16 protein-coding genes, 2 tRNA genes and 1 pseudogene are annotated in these 17,655 nt (G+C 34.2%); 11 read left to right on the top strand and 8 right to left on the bottom strand.

Translation table 11 applies throughout. The features are described 5' to 3' along the window. Nucleotides 1-27: 27 nt before the first annotated feature. The 3 genes from glmS to OPR52_RS04125 form a co-directional block, all read right to left on the bottom strand. Entirely contained in the window at nucleotides 28-1,848 is a 1,821-nt protein-coding gene (gene glmS / locus OPR52_RS04135; RefSeq protein WP_264723449.1) for a glutamine--fructose-6-phosphate transaminase (isomerizing), read from the bottom strand. Between the two features lie 80 nt (nucleotides 1,849-1,928). Then, nucleotides 1,929-2,300 carry a preprotein translocase subunit YajC gene (gene yajC / locus OPR52_RS04130; protein WP_015589055.1) on the bottom strand — a complete coding sequence of 124 codons (372 nt, stop codon included), beginning with the start codon at nucleotides 2,298-2,300 and terminating at the stop codon, nucleotides 1,929-1,931. A gap of 137 nt (nucleotides 2,301-2,437) precedes the next feature. Further along, nucleotides 2,438-2,514 (bottom strand) — tRNA-Asp (locus OPR52_RS04125). A gap of 191 nt (nucleotides 2,515-2,705) precedes the next feature. On the opposite strand from OPR52_RS04125, the gene rpsB reads away from it, so the two are divergent. Genes rpsB through OPR52_RS04090 form a run of 7 tightly spaced genes read left to right on the top strand, consistent with a single transcriptional unit; the run spans nucleotide 2,706 to nucleotide 7,301 of the window. Continuing rightward, complete coding sequence (rpsB, locus tag OPR52_RS04120; RefSeq protein WP_265037774.1) at nucleotides 2,706-3,554, top strand: 30S ribosomal protein S2; 849 nt, start codon at nucleotides 2,706-2,708, stop codon at nucleotides 3,552-3,554. Next, nucleotides 3,535-4,395 carry a translation elongation factor Ts gene (gene tsf / locus OPR52_RS04115; protein WP_006279981.1) on the top strand — a complete coding sequence of 287 codons (861 nt, stop codon included), beginning with the start codon at nucleotides 3,535-3,537 and terminating at the stop codon, nucleotides 4,393-4,395. The genes rpsB and tsf overlap by 20 nt, the downstream gene beginning before the upstream one ends. Nucleotides 4,396-4,411: 16 nt before the next feature. After that, nucleotides 4,412-5,149, top strand: coding sequence for a UMP kinase (gene pyrH / locus OPR52_RS04110; protein WP_406833385.1), 738 nt, complete (start codon nucleotides 4,412-4,414; stop codon nucleotides 5,147-5,149). 7 nt (nucleotides 5,150-5,156) lie between these two features. Continuing rightward, a complete protein-coding gene (gene frr / locus OPR52_RS04105; protein WP_006279983.1) occupies nucleotides 5,157-5,714 on the top strand; it encodes a ribosome recycling factor in 558 nt (185 codons plus the stop codon). Between the two features lie 5 nt (nucleotides 5,715-5,719). After that, complete coding sequence (locus OPR52_RS07785; RefSeq protein WP_010962657.1) at nucleotides 5,720-5,983, top strand: hypothetical protein; 264 nt, start codon at nucleotides 5,720-5,722, stop codon at nucleotides 5,981-5,983. Nucleotides 5,984-5,989: 6 nt separating this feature from the next. After that, nucleotides 5,990-6,685 (top strand): polyprenyl diphosphate synthase, encoded by a 696-nt coding sequence (gene uppS / locus OPR52_RS04095; protein ID WP_006279327.1) that lies wholly within the window; start codon nucleotides 5,990-5,992, stop codon nucleotides 6,683-6,685. Next, nucleotides 6,675-7,301 (top strand): phosphatidate cytidylyltransferase, encoded by a 627-nt coding sequence (locus tag OPR52_RS04090; RefSeq protein ID WP_077188153.1) that lies wholly within the window; start codon nucleotides 6,675-6,677, stop codon nucleotides 7,299-7,301. The genes uppS and OPR52_RS04090 overlap by 11 nt, the downstream gene beginning before the upstream one ends. A 16-nt stretch (nucleotides 7,302-7,317) precedes the next feature. Here the strand turns inward: OPR52_RS04090 and OPR52_RS04085 are convergent, their stop codons facing one another. After that, nucleotides 7,318-7,509 (bottom strand): zinc-finger domain-containing protein, encoded by a 192-nt coding sequence (locus OPR52_RS04085; RefSeq protein WP_265037770.1) that lies wholly within the window; start codon nucleotides 7,507-7,509, stop codon nucleotides 7,318-7,320. Between the two features lie 68 nt (nucleotides 7,510-7,577). Further along, a complete protein-coding gene (gene coaD, locus OPR52_RS04080) occupies nucleotides 7,578-8,084 on the bottom strand; it encodes a pantetheine-phosphate adenylyltransferase (protein WP_006279325.1) in 507 nt (168 codons plus the stop codon). 79 nt (nucleotides 8,085-8,163) lie between these two features. Between coaD and OPR52_RS04075 the strand changes: the two genes are divergently transcribed. From OPR52_RS04075 to OPR52_RS04060, 4 genes and pseudogenes are all read left to right on the top strand, one after another. After that, nucleotides 8,164-8,236, top strand: a tRNA-Phe gene (locus tag OPR52_RS04075). A gap of 218 nt (nucleotides 8,237-8,454) precedes the next feature. After that, complete coding sequence (locus OPR52_RS04070; protein WP_082246099.1) at nucleotides 8,455-9,318, top strand: gamma-glutamyl-gamma-aminobutyrate hydrolase family protein; 864 nt, start codon at nucleotides 8,455-8,457, stop codon at nucleotides 9,316-9,318. 221 nt (nucleotides 9,319-9,539) lie between these two features. Next, a pseudogene (locus tag OPR52_RS04065) lies at nucleotides 9,540-9,747 on the top strand (IS4-like element ISWosp8 family transposase); the annotation flags it as partial. A 138-nt stretch (nucleotides 9,748-9,885) separates the two neighbouring features. Then, nucleotides 9,886-11,211, top strand: coding sequence for an IS4 family transposase (locus tag OPR52_RS04060; RefSeq protein ID WP_265037763.1), 1,326 nt, complete (start codon nucleotides 9,886-9,888; stop codon nucleotides 11,209-11,211). Here OPR52_RS04060 and OPR52_RS04055 read toward each other — a convergent pair. The 3 genes from OPR52_RS04055 to OPR52_RS04045 form a co-directional block, all read right to left on the bottom strand. Beyond that, nucleotides 11,188-13,470: an NB-ARC domain-containing protein gene (locus OPR52_RS04055; protein WP_265037767.1), complete on the bottom strand. Its 2,283-nt coding sequence runs from the start codon at nucleotides 13,468-13,470 to the stop codon at nucleotides 11,188-11,190. The genes OPR52_RS04060 and OPR52_RS04055 overlap by 24 nt on opposite strands. 270 nt (nucleotides 13,471-13,740) lie before the next feature. Further along, nucleotides 13,741-15,165 (bottom strand): Asp-tRNA(Asn)/Glu-tRNA(Gln) amidotransferase subunit GatB, encoded by a 1,425-nt coding sequence (gene gatB / locus OPR52_RS04050; protein WP_265037765.1) that lies wholly within the window; start codon nucleotides 15,163-15,165, stop codon nucleotides 13,741-13,743. A gap of 1,106 nt (nucleotides 15,166-16,271) precedes the next feature. Further along, nucleotides 16,272-17,597 (bottom strand): IS4 family transposase, encoded by a 1,326-nt coding sequence (locus OPR52_RS04045; protein WP_265037763.1) that lies wholly within the window; start codon nucleotides 17,595-17,597, stop codon nucleotides 16,272-16,274. Nucleotides 17,598-17,655 lie beyond the last annotated feature (58 nt).

Here is a 17,655-nt window from a genome sequence, read left to right as displayed (position 1 = left end):
AGAAGTTTAGCTTTAACTTTAAATGGACTACTCAACCGTGACAGACTTAGCTAAATTTCTTGGACAATCTGCATCTAACCCTTTTTTTGCTGCAGTAAAGTAAGCAAGGAATTGCATAGCAACACTGTAGATGATTGGAGAGATAAAATTATCAGTGTCTGGAAGTTGCACCACATCTGCGCAAACTCCCCTTAGGAATGGCGCTCCTTGTTTATCACTGAAGGCAATTACTTTGCCTTTTCTTGCAATAATCTCTTGTATATTAGATAGCGTTTTAAAGAATAAATCATCATAAGGGATAATTGCTATAACAAGCACAGTAGAGTCTATTAAAGCAATAGAACCGTGCTTCATTTCTCCCGCTGCAATACCAATTGTATTGATGTATGAAAGCTCTTTTATCTTCAATGCACCTTCCATTGCAACTCCGTATGAACTTCCTCTGCCAATTAAAATAACGTTATTGTGTTCTAATATGCTGCCTGATATATGTTGTATTTTCATCACATTTAAAACATGCTCAACATACTTGGGAATAGAGTTAATAGCGTTGCTTAGCTGTTTTATTCTCTCTCCACCCAGTATACCTTTTATTTTTCCAAGCTCCACGGCAAAGCATGCTAAAGTTGCAAGTTGCGCAGAAAAGGTTTTTGTTGAAGCAACACCAATTTCTTGCCCAGCAAGAGTATGTAACACAATATCTGAGATCTTTTCAATGCTGCTGCTAAATGTATTAGTTATACTTATGATTGTTTGCTTCTGTGATTTCGCATAACGCAGCGCTTCTATGGTATCTGCAGTTTCGCCAGATTGAGAGATAAATAACCCAATGCTGCCTTCTTCCAGCTTGACGTTGCTATACCTAAATTCTGATGAGATTTCTAGATATACTCGAACTTGAGCGACATTTTCCAGCCAATACTTTGCTATTAGCCCAGCAAAATAAGATGACCCGCATCCAACTATAGTAATGTAACTCAGCTCAGAAAACAATTTTTTGTTAGCAAATATTACCTCTTTATATTGCTTGTAAAATTGATTTATTGTTTTGTTTAATGCACGCGGTTGCTCAAAAATCTCTTTTAACATGAAGCTAGGGTAACCATTTTTGCTAATTAGAAAATCACTTGGACTACTATTTTCTATACTGCGTTTAACTTGTGTACCATTGTTGTATATACTAACTCCACTAGATTTTATCACTGCAATGTCATCATCTTCCAAATGCGATATTTTTTCCACAAATGCACTTAAAGCATTAGAGTCAGATGCAGCAAACACTGTGTTACAGTTATAGCCTATTGCTAAAGGCAAATTTCTCTTCGCAACAAATAAGGCGTCTGGATATTCTGCAAATAATAAGACCAAGGCAAATGAGCCGTGTAGGTTGTTTAAACACTTAAATAGAGAATCAACTGGCGACAATCCTTCATCAAGATATAAGGTTAGCATGTTTGGTATGATCTCTGTGTCAGTGTCAGTATGGAATGACATGCCCCTTTCTTCTAGGCCCTTTTTTAGCAGATTGTAATTCTCAATTATGCCGTTATGAGCAACAACAACGTTATTTGTACGAATGGGGTGAGCATTTTTAAGGCCTGGGACTCCATGTGTAGCCCAGCGAGTATGTGCTATACCAACTGTACTGTGAGACATCTTGCTGTCATCAACAACTTCACATAACCTTTCGACTTTACCTTCTGATTTTTTGACTTCTATCTTACCTTCGTTATTTATGATTGCTATACCTGAGGAATCATATCCCCTATATTCCAATTTTTGTAACCCAGTTAGTAAGGTTGGTATTACTGAATCACCGCTACTTACTACACCAAATATTCCGCACATAAATGGATCACCAAACAAACTTTTTTCTAAACATGTTAAGCATTTTTGCCTTTATTACTGGTTGATTTATATTCTTTTTATCATTCTTTCGATTTTACCTTTTTAATTGGTTTAGCTGCTACTTTTTGAGTTTCTTTGCTTAAAACCTCAGATATAGCGGACTTTAGAACTTTTATCTCAACTTTTGGTGCTATTTCTATTATAAATTGTGCATTTGCCTCATCAACTTTATTAACTTCACCTATTATTCCACCAGAAGTAATGACTGTATCACCACGTTTTATTTGATCTATCATCTTTCTATGTTCTTTTAGTTTTTTTTGTTGCGGGCGAATAATGAGAAAATAAAATACCACAAATATTAAAATCAATGGAGTAAAACTAGCAAAAGATGCGCCGATACTTGATGTATTGCTAGTTGCATCTGCTGCAAAAACTTCAGAAATGAGCATATTTAATCCTAATTGTTAATGATAAAAACAAACCTATTTAAGTATTAATTACAATACCATGCCATGTCAAGTTTGGTGAAGGCGTTTCTCAATACCGGCAATAATACTGCGAATTCTAAGTTATGCTAAAACTAATATGGCGGGAGTGATGAGACTTGAACTCACGACCTCATGCGTGACAGGCATGCGCTCTAACCAACTGAGCTACACCCCCCTAATTTCTTTTTAGCGTTTTCGGGCTTCAACTTTAAAGCTAATAAACATGTTGCCCTTTGTCAATATTTTTTGTTTGCGCTTTGCTGTCTTTTCTATTACTATGTAAATAATTTAATTTCACACATGGCTTGTACAAGTAGTCCCATTAGGGTTATGCCATGGAAGATAAACTATTTGGAGGAATGATATATGACAAATTTGCCTAAAGTCACTGTGCGTGATTTAGCTGAATCTGGTGTACATTTTGGTCACAAAATTAGTCGCTGGAACGCAAAAATGGCTCCATACACATATGGAGTGCATCAAGAAAATCGTATACATATAATTGATTTGCGAAAAACACTACCATTGCTACAGGTGGCCATGAAGGCTTTATATGACGTTGCATTTCAAGGTGGTCGCATTCTATTTGTTGGTACAAAGTTTCAAGCTTTTGATATTATTGCAAGTGAAGCGATTCGTTGTGGTCAATATTATGTGAATCATCGTTGGCTTGGTGGTATGCTTACTAATTGGGGCACTGTTTCTTCTTCGATAAAAACCTTGATGCAATATGAGAAAATATTAAATGACGAGGATAGCATTTTAACAAAGAAAGAATTGGGAAACATTGAAAAGAAAAAGCAAAAGCTTGATAAGGCGCTTGGCGGTATTAGAGAAATGGGAGCAATTCCTGATATCTTATTCATCATTGATACTAATAAAGAGCATATAGCGGTTAAGGAGGCTAAGAAGTTAGGAATTCCAATAGTTGCAATACTTGATACTAATTCTGATCCAGATGGTATTACTTATCTAATACCTGGAAATGATGACTCAAGAAAATCAATAGAGCTCTATTGTAAATTAGCTACCGACTCTATATTAGCTGGAATAGAGTCTAGTCTAGCAAAATCTGGAGTTAAGATTGATGATATAAGGGGTGATGAGTTTATTCAAGAAAAAGAAGATGGTATTGTGCAAACTAAAAGGAGACGTAGTAAAGTTTACAAAGAAGAAGAAAGGGAGGTAGTAACAAATGAAGATGAATCCAGATGATATAAGAGAATTACGTGATAGAACAGGGCTTGGCTTAAGTGACTGTAAAAAAGCATTAGAAGAATGTGATGGTGACATTAAGAAAGCCGTTGATAAGTTACGTACAATAGGTCTTGCTAAAGCTGACAAAAAATCTGATAGAGTAGCTTCAGATGGGCTCGTTGCTATGTGTTTGACTGAAAATTGTGGTGTATTGATTGAACTCAATTGCGAAACCGATTTTGTCGCAAGGAATGAGAAATTTATAGAGTTAGTTTTAAATTTAGCATCAATTGCTCATCAAGAACGCTGTACTAGCGTTGATGAGTTAAAAAATGCCAAGTATGAAAGCATTGGCACAGTGCAGGAAGCTATTATGAATGGTACGTCAGTTCTTGGTGAGAAGCTAGAGTTAAGCAAGCTTTGTTACTTAGAAGCTAAGGATGGAGTTATTGCTGGCTACGTACATGGTGATGCGCATGGCTTAGGTAAGATTGGTGCTTTAATTGCATTGCAATCATCTGGTGATAAGGCGAAGCTACAAGAGATTGGGAAACAAATAGCTATGCATGTAGTTGCTATGAAGCCTGAAGCCTTGTCTATAGATGATTTAGATCAAATGAAGTTGAACAACGAACGTTCTATAATTGAAGAGCAAGTGAGGAGCTTAAATAAACCTGAAGAAGTAGCAAAAAAAATAGTAGATGGACGAATGGCTAAGTACTATGAAGAAGTTGTTTTACTGGAGCAAAAATTTATAAAGGATGATAAGATGAAGATTTCTGATTTTATAAAATCAAGCGAGTTGAGTGCTGTTAAACTCTCTAATTACAAGTTACTTGTTTTGGGTGATGCAGATTAAATAGCAAAAAATGTTTATTTCAACAAATGAAAAAAGCGAAATAAAATATTCCAGGGTGTTATTTAAAATCTCTGGTGAGGCTTTGATGGGATCAAAGCAATTTGGTCACGATATGGAGACTATAGGTGAGTTATCTAAAGGCATAGTTGAAGTTTGTAATCTTGGAGTTCAGGTATGTATTGTTGTTGGTGGTGGTAATATCTTTCGTGGCACATCTGCGTCTTTAAGTGGTTGTGAAAGAGCAAGCAGTGATTATATTGGAATGCTTGCAACTATAATCAATGCTTTAATTTTACAAAACTTTTTAGAAAAAAATTTAGTAGCTTCTAGGGTATTATCTGCAATACCCATGGCCACTGTATGCGAACCTTACATCAGAAGGAAAGCTATTCGTCATTTAGAAAAAGGTAGAGTGGTAATTTTTGCAGCAGGCACAGGCAACCCATTTTTTACTACAGATACAGCTGCAGCCTTACGTGCTGTTGAAATGAATTGTGATGTTATTCTAAAGGGTACGCAAGTAAATGGTGTATACTCCGCTGATCCGAAAAAAAATGAGGATGCTGTAATGTATGATAGGCTTTCTTACACGGATTTATTGACTCGTGATTTAAAAGTTATGGATGCATCAGCAATTTCACTTGCTCGTGAGAATTCTATTCCAATTATAGTTTTTTCTTTGAGGGGAGAAAAAATAGTCAATATTATTAAGGGTCAAGGTACTTATACTATAGTTTCAGATTGTAAACATTAGGTAATTTATGTTAAATGAAATAAAAGCTAAAACAAAAGAAAGAATGCTAAAAACTATTCAGTCCTTTCATGATGATATTAAAGGCGTACGCACTGGTAGAGCTAGCGCATCGTTGCTTGATGGTATAGTTGTAAATATCTATGGTGGACATCAAAAGTTAAATCAGGTTGCAGGTGTTTCGGTTATAGATAACAAAACTCTATCAATTAAAATTTGGGATATTAATGTTGTCGGTGAAGTGAAAAATGCTATATTAAATGCCAACTTGAATTTAAATCCTGTTGTTGAGGGCAATACCATACGTATAGCTCTTCCGGACTTGACACAAGAAACCCGTGAAAAATTAGTGAAATTATTGCATCAGTTTGCTGAAAATGCACGGATTGCCATTAGAAATATACGTAGAGATATTATGGAAGAAACAGAAAAAATGAAGGAAAATAAAGAAATCTCAGAAGATGATTTTCATGGTGCTAAGAAGGAAATACAAAATATTACTGATGATAATATAAAAAAGATTGATGGTGAATTGTCCATCAAAGAAAAGGATATACTGAATCACTAAATGATATGGAGAAAGCTTACATAGCAAATGATGTCATTCCAGTGTTTGACACTGGAATCCAGTCTTTACTATACAACTATCTGATGCACTTGTTTGAAATCAAATTTCCTGGATCCCAGTGTCGGAGCACTGGGATGACACCAATTTTGCATTCAAGTATCAACTATTGGTGTCACTACAGTAACTCTCTTCCTGTCATGCAAGTAGCTGACACCTTCCAGGTGTCCATTGAAATCCAAAAAATTTCACTCAAGTCAAAATTAGGTTAAATTTAAATGTTGAATCAAGAATCTTTACCGAAACATTTAGCAATTATTATGGATGGTAATGGTAGATGGGCAAACAATCAAGGAAGAGTAAAAATTGATGGTTATAAAAAGGGCAGTGAAGTTGCATACGATATTGCCAAGTATTGTACGGACTTAACTATACCCTACTTAACTTTGTATGCATTCTCTATGGAGAATTGGCTTAGACCTAAAAACGAAACTGACTGTCTATTTGATTTATTTTACTCCGTTTTAACTAATGAAGATAAAGTCAATTTCATTTACAATTGTAACATTAAGTTGAATTTTATTGGCAATTTAAGTCTGTTACCCAGTAAAATATTGGATCAAATTAAAAAAGCAGAAGAAATGACACATAAGAACGATGGTTTATTACTCACTGTGGCAGTCAGTTACGGAGCAAAGCAAGAAATTACACAAGCTATAAGCAATATTATAAAAGAAAATATTGCTTATGTATCAGAAGAGGAATTTGAAAAATTTCTATATACTAAAGATTTGCCAAAATTGGATTTATTAATTCGCACTGGTGGCGAAAAAAGGTTAAGCAACTTTTTATTATGGCAAGCAGCTTATGCTGAATTGTATTTTTGTGATACTTTATGGCCTGATTTTTCTTGTCAAGATTTGAGTAAAGCATTAGAAGATTATACAAAAAGAGAGAAAAAATATGGTAGATAATAATTTTATAATTAGAATGTTGTCCTCAATAGTAATATTATTCATATTTTCCTTTGCTACATATTTCAGTGATTTATCGTTTTACCTATTGATTTTTTCAATAGCAGTTTTATCTTCTTTTGAATGGTATAATCTAACCCAAGGAAATAAAATTTTATACGTTTTTGCATTATTATTGATTGCACTACCAAGCGCCTCATTAATATATTTATATAATCTACCACAAGGAAAATACGCATTAGTATGGTTCGTCTTAACCATTTGGGGAATTGACGTTACTGCCTACCTATTTGGTAAGAATTTTGGTGGAGCTAAAATTTGCCCAATTCTTAGCCCTGGAAAAACTTGGGCAGGACTTCTTGGTGCGATTTTAGCTGGAGTAGTGTGCACAATTTTTGGATCAATATTTTTTGGTCTATTTTCAATTTTTTATTCTCCAATCATTGGCCTTGCAATTGCTATTCTAGCGCAACTTGGCGATTTCACTGAGTCGCTTGTTAAAAGAGCTTACGGTGTTAAAGATAGTGGAAATATGATACCTGGCCATGGGGGAGTGCTCGACCGTATGGACAGTTTCATTTTTACTGCCCCTCTTATTGCTATTTACATAAGCTAAGTCTGCAGAAGTGCCATTAGAGCTCATCCCTAGTCAGCTTCCCAACCGCTTCTACAGTGCAGTCATGGACAAACGTCTTTTCACAATAAGGGCAGGCTATTTCCTCTTCTTCTCCCATATCTAAATATATTAATGGATGGCCGGAACCCTCATCATTCTCATCACCATGACAACAAACTTTTCTATTATTAACCTTCACTTTTGACATGCTGCTCCTTTAGCTTATAACATTTTATATATTGAATATACCCATTCAGAAATAAAAAACAACAAGCACTATTCTCCATTTTTTATCCTATTCAGGTTAATCAATTCGTTTTGAACACCTTTTGATACAAATTTGCTAACATCTTCTCCTAATCTTGCTATTTCCTTTACAAAGCTTGATGAGATAAATTGAGTATCTTCAGAAGCAGGAAGAAATATGGTTTCGATTTCAGGAAGAAGTTTATAATTTACCCAGCTCATTTGAAACTCGTAATCAAAATCCGATACTGCTCTTAATCCCCTAATAATAACAGAAGCATTCTGCTCTTTGGCAAACTTCACTAGCAACCCATTAAAAGATATAACATCTGCATCAATTCCTAGCCCTTTGATTTCATTTTCAGCCATGCTTGTGCGTAGCTTTGTGTCAAAGGCAGTATGCTTATTAACGTTTTCTGCAACTCCTATTATTAATTTATCGACTAGTTTACACGCTCTTTTGATTATGTCAAGATGCCCAAAAGTTATAGGGTCAAATGTGCCAGGGTAGATTCCTATTTTGTCATTAATGTTCATCCTTTATTTTTATAAACTACTTTAAAAACTTTTGATAGACATAATAACATTTTTTATCTAAAAATAAAAGTATACAGTTGGCCTGATAGCTCAGTTGGTAGAGCAAAGGACTGAAAATCCTTGTGTCGCTGGTTCGATTCCTGCTCAGGCCACCTTCTCTTTCTTGGCAAACTTGCCTTTTTGTTATAAAATACTCTATATCGTAATATAAATATTAGGGAGGCAAGTCATAGTATATAAATATTATAATAAACTATTTAATATCTTATTAATTATAGTTCTATTATTAAGCAATATTACTTATGCTGGCGTTAGTGAAAAACCGGCATCTCAACATGTAACCAGAAAAGAAGAACCAGCGTCAACTGTCTTGACGGCAGAAAATACAGTAAATAATGACATAGTTGTTGGTTTGTTGAAAACGGAAGAAGCACATGAGCTTGGGCTATCTCAAAATATCTACGAGATGTTTAATAACTTTGGAGTTAAAACCGTACTCATTGACTACAATAAAATAATTAACTTAAAAGAAATCCAAGAAAAGTCGCTTATCTTTGCAAAACAAGATGAAACATTGGCAAAGAAGCTAACATTAGACCGAATAAAAGTTGAAGTTGCAAAGTTTGTTAAAGAGCACAAAATAAATAGAATATTTATTCCGGATAATTTACACTCAGCACCCACTCCTTGTCGCCAGCTTGTTACTGAAGCAATTGTAAAAATAGTGGATGATAACCCTGTAATTCATTTGCTTGGCATATGTGAAGGCATAATGAATGCAAAGGGAATTGAAGTAGTGAGTGTTGTGAGTGATGAAGAGAAACGAAGATCTCATTTAAAATCAGCACCTAATCCACAGAAAGAGGATGTACCTCTCCAGCAGATAAAGATCGTTCCAAATAGTCGTTTAGCAGAAGTAGTAGCCAAATTCCTAATACCTAATGAAAATGGCTGGTTTTCAACATATTTTCCAGATGCTCATTCAGGAGCAGTAAGTAATACACCAGAAAATAGAAGAAAATTGGAGTCACTTGGATATAAAGTTGCAGCATTTTCCAGTGAGGGGGTAATAGAGGCTATTGAAGATAAGCATGGTAATGTTCACTTTCAAAGTCATCCAGAAGCCCTTGTTGTGAAGTCAGATAAAAACCTCTATTTATCAAATCACAAGGAACGTCAAGTGTCTACACTAGTTGCTATAGCGATTATGAATGATTTTCTTTATCGTGCTTAATGGCTATAGCTTTAGGCTTACCGACGATTTGATAAACGATAGATTTGTCATGTATCCGTTCAGGCAATGGCGTCAACTTAAGGAAAAATATCAGCGATAGTGTATAAAATTTCTCTCTAAATTTTTTATCATTAAATTATCCAAAGAGTGCAAGGGACAGCACTTTTGTTTCTATTTTATTGCAACAAAAAAGTTTAAAATGTGTCTTTTTTAGGTGAGGCATGCAAAAAGGAAAAGATCTTATCTTACAAATTAAAAATGCAATATACTCGAAAACTTTTCAGAAAATCCATTGTGTTGAGTTTTACACGAACAAGAAAACTTCCTTTTTCGACAGTATTTTCTATGATTTTAAAGTTAGTTAAAAAAAGTTTGGGAATAGAATGTGAACTTATGGAGCCATTGACATGTGACCTTACCCAGAAAAAGTGGAGAGAAAGTTTGGAATGTTTTTCACAAAGAGAATGATGAATCAAACATACGCGTCAAGTTAAGGAAATAAAGGTATGAAAGAGATAGAATAATAAGGTATAAGTTCTCCCAGATATACTTTTAGTGAGAGAACCAATGAATAAAATAACTTGCTTATCAAAAAAGCTCAAAGAATTTTTTAATGAAAAAGCAGAGAAAATCTCAATTACAACAAGGTTTATAAAAAGAAAGAGAAAGCTAAAAGGTTCATCATTCGTAAAAGCCATGGTCTTGGGTAATATAGGAGTTGATAATTGTAGCGTAGAAACAATGTGTCAATTACTAAACGAGGACTCGATAGATATAACAAAACAAGGTTTGGATTTTAGATTTACTGAAGAAGCAGTGGAATTTATGAAAAGGATGTATAATGAATCTGTGGTTCTCTTTAAAAATATCTTGCAAGTTGATTGCAAAATCTTACAGCAATTTAATAGTGTTAAATTATTGGACAGTAGCTATATTACTCTACCTAACAGTATGGAAGAGATGTATAAAGGTTATGGTACTAGCTACAGTGGCTATGAAAGCAATACTAAGTCTGGAATAAAGTTACAATTAGTTTTCGATTACATGAATCAGATAATAGACCAACTTAATTTAACGGAGGGAATAAGATCAGACCAGGGATATAGGAAACATTTAAGTAATATATCAAGCAATGATTTGCTAATATCTGATCTCGGTTATTTTGTGCCAAGTTCTTTTAAACAAATCAATGAAATAGGAGCTTATTTCATAAGTCGTTATAAATCCGATACCAACGTATATGATGTAGAAACAAATCAAAAAATGGAGTTATTAGAATGTTTAGAGGATAAGTTATTTTTAGAAAACGAGGTATTGTTAGGAAAAGAAGCAAAAATTAGAGTAAGAATTATATGTCAGAAACTAACTGAAGAACAGTCTATAGCCAGAAGAAGGAAAGCTAATAGATTAGCAAGATCGCAGGGATATACATCCTCTAAAAGAAATCAAAAATTGTTGAACTGGTCAATATTTATAACTAATGTTCCAGAAAATAAAATTAGTGCTGAGCAAGTATTAACGATTTACAGAGTAAGGTGGCAAATTGAGTTATTATTTAAATTGTATAAAAGCCATATCAGACTTGATAAGCTAAAAGGAAAGCCATGCAGAGTATTATGTGAACTATATGCTAAATTGTGCGCAATTCTTATATTTCACGGCATAGTTGTTTGCACAGAAGTGAAAAAGAATACAGAACTTAGCTTAACAAAGGCATTTATTGAGCTAAAAAGGCGGGTTAGAGAGTTATTTTTAGTATTAACCAAAATTAATAGTTTAAAAGCATTTCTTAAAAAACTCACTATAACTTGGTCGCGATTTTCATTAAAAGACAAACGTAGAAGGGCTAGAGTATCCACTTTAACCTCTCTAAATTTGCTCACAATCTCTTAACTTGACGCGTATGATACGCTTAACTGCCTCATAATCACCACTTTTAGCAAGCGAATGTAATGGCGTACATTTTTGTATACCATAAGTAAAATTAAAATAAAAATTATCAATCAACTCATCGTACTTACTTGCATATCCCCAAACAGATGCAACAATAGAATCATCGAATATGTAATCAGCGTTTATCAATTTTATAGTCTTCCTTAAGACCTCTTCCTCCCGACCTTCTTTTTTTAATTTTAATTCAGTCACTTTTTGCACTAGTCTATGAATGTTTGCTACTCCTCCTTCTAAGTCAATCATTGAATATCTATTGAGTAACTTAACAGCCTCCCACATCCTCTTTTCACTGTTCACTAATAACTTTAAAAAGATTTCCTCTATTTGTAACTTTAATTCCGCTGGTATGTAAACGCTTGCCTCTTTTTCTTTTAAGTCAATCACCGGATATTCACTGAGTAATCCAAAAATGTTACACAGCTTTGCTTTATCATATATTAACTTTAAAAAGATCTCTTTTACACGGATTCTATCAGGGGCAAGATAAACCATTACTTCCAGAATATCCAATGCTTCAGGACCACATTCTTTTTGTTTTATAGCATCAATTGTAACATTCCACGTTGTTAAAATTGTTTTAGTATAACGAACTCTTTTACTATACTCTCCTTCATTCTCCTCTTCCTCATCATACAACCATTTTTTTAATAGGCTTTCTGTTTCTTCAAACAATTTCTCTGCTTGTTGCTTATATTTCTTCAAGTAATCGCTTATTTCAAATTTTTCGTAAGGTGCTAACTCCTCGTTTTTGTTGTAAATATATACAACCGCTTGTCCTAAAGCCAACGGAAGATACTGTAATTCTTCTGTCAGTTCCCTTATTTTTTCATCCTGTAAATTGTCTTTTATGTCCAAAGCCTTTTTAACAAATTCCCAAGCTTCAGTTTCATCGAGTACACCTAACCTTATTACTTCTATTCTTCCTTCCTCATATTCTACTCCTTCTACTTCCCATTTTGTGTCATGAGAAGTAATTAAAACATAAGGTTTTTTACAGTCAGGAAAAGATAGTGGTAAAAATTTATTGACGTCTCTATATCCTTTGGCATTGTCAAAAATAAAAAGACTTTCTACGTTCCTAAAATACCTATATACGTCTTTAATGGTAGACTTGATTCCTTCCTCTGTAATAGAAATTTTTGAACCTTCAGTTAACCTTTTTTTTAACTCCTCAGCTAATCCCCTAAATGACCCTTCAAGATCCTTTTGTGTCTCAGCATTTATCCATATAACATTGCCATCATAATCTTTTCTATATTCATAAGCGTATTTCCTAGCTAACTCACTCTTACCTATTCCCCCAAGACCGCTAATGACAACTATTTGTGATACTTCCGCTTGCTCATTTGTAGTTTTGTGCAACTCTTTGTATATCTTTTGTAATTCACTCCTTCTACCAGTAAACGTTTTAACTGGATACTTCATATTAAACCAAATAGGTTCTTTACGTGCTTGCTGATTATTTAATACTTCTCCTATCTCATCAACCTTTCCTTCTATTCTCTCTACTCCTTGTCTTATCTCACTTACAGTACTGGCCCATAGCTCCACTTTTTGGAAAAATTCTTTTCCTTCTTCTGGTGTGAGAAAACGCCCTCTTTTATCCTTCATCCAATTTGATATCATTGTGGAAAGGGCATTGAGAACGGAGTCATTATCACCAAAGTATTTGAACCTTCTGGCCAAGTCATCATTTATCTCATTTCTGATTAACTTTTCTAGCTCAACATCACTAGGCAAATTCACTACAAACACTAGCTCATTTAAAAAGCCTTTTATTTCTTCATCGCTTACTTCCCTATCTTCAGCACTCATCCTTTGCTTTAAGTATTGAGCAATATTATTACGTAAGTCTCTAAGCTTATATTTTGCACTATCGCCTATATTCAGAAACTCATCCTGTGTTTCTATTTTTTCGACTGTAATTCCCTTGCTTGCTAGACTTTCATAGTCAAAATCAACATTTATAACAATAAAAAAATCCTTTATTTTATCCTTGAATTCTTCATTACCTTGAATTTCTAAAAAGGCAGCAAAATGTTTTACTAAGTTAAGTTCACCACTTTTTGTCAATAAGTCGCCTACACAGATCTTCTTGCTGCCATCTTGTTTATGTTTAACTTGTATAAGCATACATACTGTTGTCCCATTTTGCTCATACCGGAAAACAATATCGTCAAAACCTGCAGCCGAACTCATTTCCGTGGCTAAGCGGAAAAAGTACTTTCTATTCACTGCACGTCTAAAAAACAGCATTAGCCACAATTTTTGATAGTCAATACCATGAATAAAGTTTTTCGCCCCTCCAGTAGGATAAGTTTCAGGCATCCTCAACCTCACATAATTTTAAAGATGGTGCCGACAAATGGTAAAAAAATAATAAAATTATATGTCATGAGATTAAAGATATCGTAGTGTAAATCTGAGAATATCTACGAGATGTGCTGTTATGTAAATAAAAAAATGTGACTAATTACTTAATCTTTCACTCAAAATTGAATTCACAACATCAGGGCTGGCTTTTCCCTTGGTGAGTTTCATGACTTCGCCGACAAAGAATCCGTATAACTTTGTTTTACCGCTTTTGTATTCTTGAACCCTATCTTGGTTGTTATTGATGATTTTGTCGATAACTTCTGCTATTTGACCTTTATCTGTGATCTGTTTTAGGTCTTGCTCTTCTATAGTTAGAGATGCAGGTTTGCCAGTTTCAAACATACTATCGAATACCTGTTTGCCAAGTTTAGCAGAGATCGTTCCATCAACGATAAAATCTAAGAGCTCGGACAAGGCATTGGCTTTGATTGGGGAGCTTACAATATCAATACCTGCTTTATTTAAACGACCAAAAAGCTCTACGGTTAACCAGGTGACCGCAAGCTTTGAATCATGTTTTTTTATCAATTCCTCAAAGTAATCAGCAATTGCCTTATCGGAAGTAATGACGTTTGCATCGTATTCGTTGATACCCAATTCCTCAATGTATCGCAGCTTTTTTTGATCTGGTAACTCGGGCAAAGATGATTTAATAGAATCGATTTTATCCTGGCTTACCTCAACTGGCAACAAGTCAGGCTCAGGGAAGTATCTATAGTCGCTTGCATCCTCTTTGTTTCGCATCACTTTTGTTTTTCCCGAAGCAACATCAAACAATAAAGTATCTTGACTTATTTCTTCCCCACTTTCTATAATTTCAATTTGTCTTTGTATTTCATAGTCTATAGCTTGCACAATATAACGTATCGAGTTCAGATTTTTTATCTCACAACGAGTGCCAAATGTGCTACTGCCTTTTAGGCGGACAGAAACATTTGCATCACAACGAAGTGATCCCTTTTCCATATCACCATCACACGAACCAATGTAACGCAAAATCTGCCTCAATTTTTTCATGCATTCTGCAGCTTCCGCAGATGAACGGAGATCTGGTTCTGAAACAATTTCCATTAAAGCAACCCCTGCACGATTTAAATCCACATAAGTTTTGCTTTCCTCATGAACGCTCTTTCCTGCATCTTGCTCTAAATGAATTCTCGCAATTCTTATTTCTTTTTCATTATCGTTGATAAATACTCTACCATTTTTAACTATTGGCTCAAAAAACTGAGTTATCTGGTAACCTTGCGGTAAATCAGGATAAAAATAATTTTTCCGATCAAAGTAAGAACACTTATTAATTTCTGCAGAAAGTGCAAGACCGGTGCGTATTGCTTGCTCTATGCAGTAATAATTTAGTATTGGCAGCGTACCTGGCATTGCCGCATCAACTAGAGAAACTTGAGTGTTATGCTCAGCACCAAACTCCGTTGATGAGCTAGAAAATAGCTTCGTATTAGAAGAAACTTGAGCGTGCACCTCAAGCCCAATTACCGCTTCCCAATCCTCTTTTGTCATGTATTTTATTTAGATGATAATCTTAATATTCTGCAAAATTAACACAAAAAGTCAAAACAAAACTCATGTTAGCTAAGTGGTATGCAACCCGTAGAAACAGGACGAAAAATTAAACGAAAAACTTACTTGACAAACTCCGCCAGCCCCCTTATCATGAAACTGAAGCTATTTATTTATCTTCTCTGTACAGATTAAATGACAAAAAACTCACGTATCTGGCGTCTCATGTTTAATTTTTTGCACTATGTGCACCTTATGTCTTTATAAAACTTCTACCTACATAAGCTGAAACGCGCTTATAAAGCGTTTAAAACATAAAAAAACGCCAACTTAAAAAATGGATAGTGAATAACTAGCTACCCTAGGGTTTCTTTTGCCTTTTTTTCTGTTTAGTAAATTTCTTAACGTTTATAATTTAGATTAGTTGCGGTTTAAAAGCAACTGAATCGCGGTTATTAAGTGTTTAGAATAAAAAAACGCCATACTTGAAAGTATAATGTAAGTAATTAGCCAACCACGGGGCTTCTTTTGCCTTTTTTTTCGTTTGGTAAATTTCTTAATGTTTGTAGCTAAACGATAACCGTCATCCCGCTACTTGTTAGCGGCCGAGATACCGCGAATGAATCGCGGTATGACGTAGGATTGCTGTCATTCCAGTGGGCTTTGTTGCATCGCTACTTATGAAAGGCTAACTATAGTTAGGATTATAAGCAACCTATTGAAAATCTTGTTTTTTTGCAATCAATCTGATCAAATTTAAGAATAGTAATTTGTTATTTATATTAATAAATTTAATTCTATTGAAAATAGCTAAAGCATTGAAATTCTTGAATTTTAGCCGGATTGGTAAATGGTAGTGAAATTTCTTTTACTCAAATTTAGGTATTCATTGACCGTTCTTGTTATAAATACCAGAATAATAAGCTACTGATATTCCCTATCTTTTTTATCTTTAATCCATCATAGCTAGCGATGCAACAAAGCCATCCCAGTGTCAGCTACTTGGATGACACCATTCTTTTTCCTGGATTCCAGTGTCTGGGCACTGGAATGACAAGAAGAGGGCACTGCCCTCCTTGTATGTATTAGATATCATACGCGTCAAGTTAAGAGATTGTGAGCAAATTTAGAGAGGTTAAAGTGGATACTCTAGCCCTTCTACGTTTGTCTTTTAATGAAAATCGCGACCAAGTTATAGTGAGTTTTTTAAGAAATGCTTTTAAACTATTAATTTTGGTTAATACTAAAAATAACTCTCTAACCCGCCTTTTTAGCTCAATAAATGCCTTTGTTAAGCTAAGTTCTGTATTCTTTTTCACTTCTGTGCAAACAACTATGCCGTGAAATATAAGAATTGCGCACAATTTAGCATATAGTTCACATAATACTCTGCATGGCTTTCCTTTTAGCTTATCAAGTCTGATATGGCTTTTATACAATTTAAATAATAACTCAATTTGCCACCTTACTCTGTAAATCGTTAATACTTGCTCAGCACTAATTTTATTTTCTGGAACATTAGTTATAAATATTGACCAGTTCAACAATTTTTGATTTCTTTTAGAGGATGTATATCCCTGCGATCTTGCTAATCTATTAGCTTTCCTTCTTCTGGCTATAGACTGTTCTTCAGTTAGTTTCTGACATATAATTCTTACTCTAATTTTTGCTTCTTTTCCTAACAATACCTCGTTTTCTAAAAATAACTTATCCTCTAAACATTCTAATAACTCCATTTTTTGATTTGTTTCTACATCATATACGTTGGTATCGGATTTATAACGACTTATGAAATAAGCTCCTATTTCATTGATTTGTTTAAAAGAACTTGGCACAAAATAACCGAGATCAGATATTAGCAAATCATTGCTTGATATATTACTTAAATGTTTCCTATATCCCTGGTCTGATCTTATTCCCTCCGTTAAATTAAGTTGGTCTATTATCTGATTCATGTAATCGAAAACTAATTGTAACTTTATTCCAGACTTAGTATTGCTTTCATAGCCACTGTAGCTAGTACCATAACCTTTATACATCTCTTCCATACTGTTAGGTAGAGTAATATAGCTACTGTCCAATAATTTAACACTATTAAATTGCTGTAAGATTTTGCAATCAACTTGCAAGATATTTTTAAAGAGAACCACAGATTCATTATACATCCTTTTCATAAATTCCACTGCTTCTTCAGTAAATCTAAAATCCAAACCTTGTTTTGTTATATCTATCGAGTCCTCGTTTAGTAATTGACACATTGTTTCTACGCTACAATTATCAACTCCTATATTACCCAAGACCATGGCTTTTACGAATGATGAACCTTTTAGCTTTCTCTTTCTTTTTATAAACCTTGTTGTAATTGAGATTTTCTCTGCTTTTTCATTAAAAAATTCTTTGAGCTTTTTTGATAAGCAAGTTATTTTATTCATTGGTTCTCTCACTAAAAGTATATCTGGGAGAACTTATACCTTATTATTCTATCTCTTT

Origin of the sequence: Wolbachia endosymbiont (group A) of Hylaeus communis, assembly GCF_947251915.1 — a bacterium.
GTDB classification, from domain to species: domain Bacteria; phylum Pseudomonadota; class Alphaproteobacteria; order Rickettsiales; family Anaplasmataceae; genus Wolbachia; species Wolbachia pipientis.
Note: the sequence above shows the minus strand (reverse complement) of the source record. Positions and strands in the feature narration are given on the sequence as shown.

Excerpts from the sequence above, each read along its gene's own strand:
- glmS (WP_264723449.1), bottom strand. The coding sequence starts at position 1,848 with ATGTGCGGAATATTTGGTGTAGTAAGTAGCGGTGATTCAGTAATACCA.
- yajC (WP_015589055.1), bottom strand. The coding sequence starts at position 2,300 with ATGCTCATTTCTGAAGTTTTTGCAGCAGATGCAACTAGCAATACATCA.
- rpsB (WP_265037774.1), top strand. The coding sequence starts at position 2,706 with ATGACAAATTTGCCTAAAGTCACTGTGCGTGATTTAGCTGAATCTGGT.
- tsf (WP_006279981.1), top strand. The coding sequence starts at position 3,535 with ATGAAGATGAATCCAGATGATATAAGAGAATTACGTGATAGAACAGGG.
- frr (WP_006279983.1), top strand. The coding sequence starts at position 5,157 with ATGTTAAATGAAATAAAAGCTAAAACAAAAGAAAGAATGCTAAAAACT.
- OPR52_RS07785 (WP_010962657.1), top strand. The coding sequence starts at position 5,720 with ATGGAGAAAGCTTACATAGCAAATGATGTCATTCCAGTGTTTGACACT.
- uppS (WP_006279327.1), top strand. The coding sequence starts at position 5,990 with ATGTTGAATCAAGAATCTTTACCGAAACATTTAGCAATTATTATGGAT.
- OPR52_RS04090 (WP_077188153.1), top strand. The coding sequence starts at position 6,675 with ATGGTAGATAATAATTTTATAATTAGAATGTTGTCCTCAATAGTAATA.
- OPR52_RS04085 (WP_265037770.1), bottom strand. The coding sequence starts at position 7,509 with ATGTCAAAAGTGAAGGTTAATAATAGAAAAGTTTGTTGTCATGGTGAT.
- coaD (WP_006279325.1), bottom strand. The coding sequence starts at position 8,084 with ATGAACATTAATGACAAAATAGGAATCTACCCTGGCACATTTGACCCT.
- OPR52_RS04060 (WP_265037763.1), top strand. The coding sequence starts at position 9,886 with ATGAATAAAATAACTTGCTTATCAAAAAAGCTCAAAGAATTTTTTAAT.
- OPR52_RS04055 (WP_265037767.1), bottom strand. The coding sequence starts at position 13,470 with ATGAGTTCGGCTGCAGGTTTTGACGATATTGTTTTCCGGTATGAGCAA.
- gatB (WP_265037765.1), bottom strand. The coding sequence starts at position 15,165 with ATGACAAAAGAGGATTGGGAAGCGGTAATTGGGCTTGAGGTGCACGCT.
- OPR52_RS04045 (WP_265037763.1), bottom strand. The coding sequence starts at position 17,597 with ATGAATAAAATAACTTGCTTATCAAAAAAGCTCAAAGAATTTTTTAAT.